The organism is Bradyrhizobium sp. Ken01 (assembly GCF_055807355.1).
Genome location: NZ_JBVVPC010000111.1, coordinates 1 through 4500, shown reverse-complemented (window position 1 = coordinate 4500; position 4500 = coordinate 1). Strand labels below are relative to the sequence as shown.

General features: G+C 55.3%; 4 protein-coding genes. 2 read left to right on the top strand and 2 right to left on the bottom strand.

Annotated elements, in window-relative coordinates:
* The coding region (locus AC0L3S_RS38800) for a family 16 glycosylhydrolase (protein ID WP_473285198.1) at positions 1 to 1258 on the bottom strand (1258 nt) is incomplete at its 3' end.
* A 398-nt stretch (positions 1259 to 1656) separates the two neighbouring features.
* Positions 1657 to 1965, bottom strand: coding sequence for a hypothetical protein (locus AC0L3S_RS38795; RefSeq protein WP_473285196.1), 309 nt, complete (start codon positions 1963 to 1965; stop codon positions 1657 to 1659).
* Positions 1966 to 2216: 251 nt separating this feature from the next.
* Between AC0L3S_RS38795 and AC0L3S_RS38790 the strand changes: the two genes are divergently transcribed.
* Entirely contained in the window at positions 2217 to 3233 is a 1017-nt protein-coding gene (locus tag AC0L3S_RS38790) for a glycosyltransferase (RefSeq protein ID WP_473285194.1), read from the top strand.
* Positions 3234 to 3452: 219 nt separating this feature from the next.
* A partial coding sequence (locus tag AC0L3S_RS38785) for a glycoside hydrolase family 5 protein (protein ID WP_473285191.1) occupies positions 3453 to 4500 on the top strand: 1048 nt, incomplete at its 3' end.

The window sequence follows — 4500 nt, the reverse complement described above, 5'->3', positions numbered from 1 at the left end:
TGAGCACGGGGCCGCTATCGCTGCCTACTGGGGCCAGAAGAAAGTTATCTCCCACCTGTAAAAAGCTGGTCGAGCCAGAAGCGTCGATTGTTTTCGCAACCTGTCCAGTAGTACCGGTCCCGGCGACCGTGAAATGAAATGCCCCGCTCGACATCAGCGCGTGCGGGGCGTCGGCGATGGTTGTGCCATTATAGCTTGCACCATCAATGTACAAATTCCTGTCACCGACGCCGGGATTGTAGGCATCGTTCAGGAAGTTGACGGCCACGTCGTGGGATCCACTCCCCCAATTGCCCTGGACTAGAAGCAGACCCGACTGGCCCGAAGAGTGAACGGCGTGAGCCGTTTGGATGCCGCCGATCTGCGAGCCATCCACTGAGACAGTGTACTGCGCGTCACCGTTGAAGGCGTCCTCGCTGATCGACAACTTCAATTGATCAGATCCACTGCCGATTGTGGTCGTCGGGGATGGATTGCCTGTAGATGAGCTCCCGGCAGAGGAGTAGGCGCGGATATAGTCTATGTACGACGTGATCGGCACATGCGCTGCGTCCGCGTTATTGCTCGGGCTCGTCTGCGTGGCGAGATCGGCTAAAAGATACATGGGCGCGTGCATGTCGCTTGGCGTTGGCTTCGCCCCCACGAGCTGCCCGTCGACATAGAAGCTGATCGTATCCTTTTCCCAATCCACCCCATATGTGTGATAACCGCTCGGCTGAGCGAGCTCGCTATAGACCTGAAGATTGGCCTGCCAGTTCAAGTTAGGAGCGGCATCCGTCGTATGGATCGTGCTGTAAACGCCCCTGTCGTTACTGCCGTAGTGCTCGACTATATCCAGCTCTTGCCAATGTCCGGCTTTATTGGGGTCTGGAATTTGGTTTTCTGGCAGCAACCAAAATGCGTCCCAGGCTCCTACGAGATTAGAATAATCTGCGCGAACCTCGAAGTACCCATAAGTTTGCGAGAACGTGCTCTTCGTGTTGATCAGGCCAGACTCCCAAGCTCCCGGGTAGCCAGACGGAGTTCGGTCGGGCACTGCGGTGATTGAAAGGGCTCCATTCTGAACGCTGAATGGGTCATATCCGGAAGCTGGGTCGAGAAATGAAGAGCTTCCAAAGCCGATGTCCGAGTTGGCGTCATAGCGCCACTCAGGCCGGATATCGGCCCAGGTCGTTCCGGCACCCGTCTGCGAAATGCTCCGACTGTTAAACTCATCGTCGAACGTTAGCGTGTAGCCGGACAAATTGAGTGCAGTCATCGCTCATTCCCTCCGAGGCAAAGGCCAAAACAATGCGCACCAATATTCGATGAGCAGCATGTAGGATAATCAGGAAGATGTTCGAATCTCCCGGCGGACGTTGTTCAGCGAACAGGGCCCATTTGAGGCGATGTTTCGTTTCAGAGATGGCGCTTATGGTTCTTTCTTGGACCATATACCGAGTTACATCCGGGTTACCGCAATGCCGACTTTACATCAGGTGCGTTCGTGACTCCCCGTGGCGCGTTCAGCTCTCGGCTGACCGAAAGCTCCGGCCTTTTAATCTGTTTGCAGGTTAGGGTGCTCAGACTGCTCGGGCGCGTGTTGCACAAGGCGCGCCGACGCATCCGACTGAAGGTCAGTAACTAGCCCGCGCAGAAAAAGTGATTCTGAGAATCTTAGCGGCTGCAGCCATCGCAGATCACCAGCTTGATTGTCATCTGGCGATCGAGTTCCCCTTCAATTTCGTCGTGTACTGCCCACCAGGCTTCAGAGTATGGACGAAGGGTCGTCAACACCTTTTCACGCTCGGAATTTGGATCGAGCTTGGCCAAGCTGGTATGTTTTACCTGCCGCTTGGTTGCTGAGGCGTTCGGATCAGCGCCCAGACCGTCCCAGGCCAATGACGGGCGCTTTACAGCAGACTCCGATGCGCATCCGCAGAGCGCGGCACCAATAAGGACCAGAATGAAGAGAGGCTTGACCATGGCGAACCGGTTTGTGTGGTAATCGGGACGCGGTCCACCAAGCTAGGGTTAAACGAGTTTGGTTAACGCTAGATTAGCGGATGAATCGTGCCACCTCAAGCTCGCAATCCACAGAGCGAGTCGGGGACTTTGCCAAGCAAAGTTCGTTGGTTCGGCTGCACGCCCCTCCGGAGCCAATGTGAGTATGCGATTCATAATCAAACCGGTTTTTCACCTGGAATGGAGCCGGACAGAAGCTATACGGGACAGCCATGACTACACTCGACGTGATCATTTGTACCTATAATCGAGCATCCGAACTCGACCGAGCCCTAGCCGCCTTGGCGACTCAGCGAGGAAGCGATCGCTTGCTTTGGTCGGTCCTCGTTGTCGACAACGGCAGTACAGACGATACGGCGGGCGTCGTGGAGGCCTGGCGCATTGGAGGCGGTATCCCTGGCCTTCGAAGGGTGGTCGAGCTGAAAGCGGGATTAACGGCGGCCCGTCGGCGAGGTGTTCGAGAAACGAACGGATCCTGGATCGCATTTGTCGACGACGACAATTTGCTTGCGCCTGATTGGATTCACTCCCTAGCGGAAGCCATAGCGGCGCACGCCGAGGCCGGCGGGTTCGGAGGGAGGATTATTATTGAATGGAGTTCGCCCCGTCCTGACTATCTCGAACAGTTTGGCTGGTGCTTTGCAGAACAAGATTACGGCGCTGAGACACGCGAAATCGACAACTTGGCCGGCGCAGGAATGGTACTTCAAAGGCAAGCGTTGGAAGCGAGTGGGTGGGTGGACAGGCCTCTGGTCGAGGACCGTACGGGTAGTAGTCTAGTGTCCGGCGGGGATGTTGAGATGGTCCAGCGAGTTCGGGGGCGAGGATATAAGTTATGGTACCTGCCTCAATGCAAATTATCGCACCGTATATCGGCCGAACGCATGACCAGACGGCACCTTCTTGTTTTGAACTTTGGCCTTGGAAGAGGAGCCGCGGCAATCAATGCAATCGGCTGGAGCGGTACGTACGAGACTTGGATTCGTAACGCCAAAAGCAATAAACGCTTGTTCGCTTGGCGCAGTCTACAAGACGTTAGGCGGTGGTTAGGTGGGCGCGAGGGGGTAATGGTCGGTCTCGCAGGGGCCGCATTTGCAATCGGATTTGCACGAGGCGTCGCTGCAGTCAAAGCTATGCCATGTCTCCAGCGCGTTAAGTTCGTTGGTGCGGCACTGAGGTCGATCGATAAGCCTCTCGATGGCTTAGGTGCCTACATACCGGATACTTGATAGGCGAAGCGCCTTCGAACTGATGTTCTTATCGATTGGCAGGAAGGGTGTCGTTACCACTCCATTTTTGATAGGCGTCCTCAACTCTCGTCGTCGCCTGTTCCTTCCCTTGGAACGCTTAATTAGGGAAGTATTCGAAGCATTTTAGTGTTGATAATACCCGTCTTTAACTCGGGTCCCTGACACTGCTCATAAATCCAATCGAGCAATGCAGGTCACATGTCGCAGTTTCAGCTTTTTGGCGTGAATTTGTCGGGTGCCGAATTTGGCGCTAACGGCACACGGGGCGTCAATTACGACTACACGTACCCGACGCACGGGGAAATCGACTACTTCGCCTCCAAAGGTGACTCGGTCATTCGACTTCCATTCCTATGGGAGCGAGTACAGCCCACGATGGACGGAGCACTCAGCGCATCCGAGCTCAGCTACATCGATGACGTCGTGAATTACGCGAATTCCAAGGGCATGAAAGTCGTGCTTGATCCCCACGACTATGGTTACGCTTATGGCGCGCAGATCGGGAGCGCCGCGTTACCGAATTCGGCGTTCGCCGACTTTTGGGGAAAGGTCGCTGGACACTTCGCCTCAAACCAGGATGTGCTGTTCGGGCTTATGAACGAACCGAATGATATCCCAGCGGCGCAATGGATCGGCTCGGTCAACGCGGCCATTGCTGCTATTCGCGGAGCGGGAGCGACGTCCCAACAAATTCTTGTACCGGGCACATCTTGGGACAGCGCCTCCAACTGGGTCAGTTCCGGCAATGCCGCGATAGTCGGTTCGGGCGTGGTCGATCCAAATAACAACTTCGCATTTGAAGTTCATCAATACTTGGATTCAGATGGGTCGGGAACGCACAGCGACGTAGTGTCGACCACGATCGGTGTAGATCGACTGCAGGCAATCACAACGTGGGCTGAAGTTACCGGGAATAAGTTATTCCTCGGAGAATTTGGCGTTGCTTCAGACGCGACGAGCCTAGCAGCGCTGGACAATATGCTCGCGTACATGCAACAGCACACCGATGCATGGGAAGGCGGGACTTACTGGGCGGCTGGCGCGTGGTGGGGGTCCTATATGTATTCGGTCGAGCCGATACTGGGCAGCGATAAACCCCAAATGTCGGTGCTACAAAAGTACGCCTTACCAGCGAACGCAGCTGGAAACTCAAATTTCATTGAGTCATTTGGCTCGACCAGCTTTTTACAGGTGGGAGATAACTTTCTTCTGGCCCCAGTAGGCAGCGATAGCGGCCCCGTGCTCA

Coding starts and splice junctions, on each gene's coding strand:
- AC0L3S_RS38795 (WP_473285196.1), bottom strand. CDS start 1,965: ATGGTCAAGCCTCTCTTCATTCTGGTCCTTATTGGTGCCGCGCTCTGC.
- AC0L3S_RS38790 (WP_473285194.1), top strand. CDS start 2,217: ATGACTACACTCGACGTGATCATTTGTACCTATAATCGAGCATCCGAA.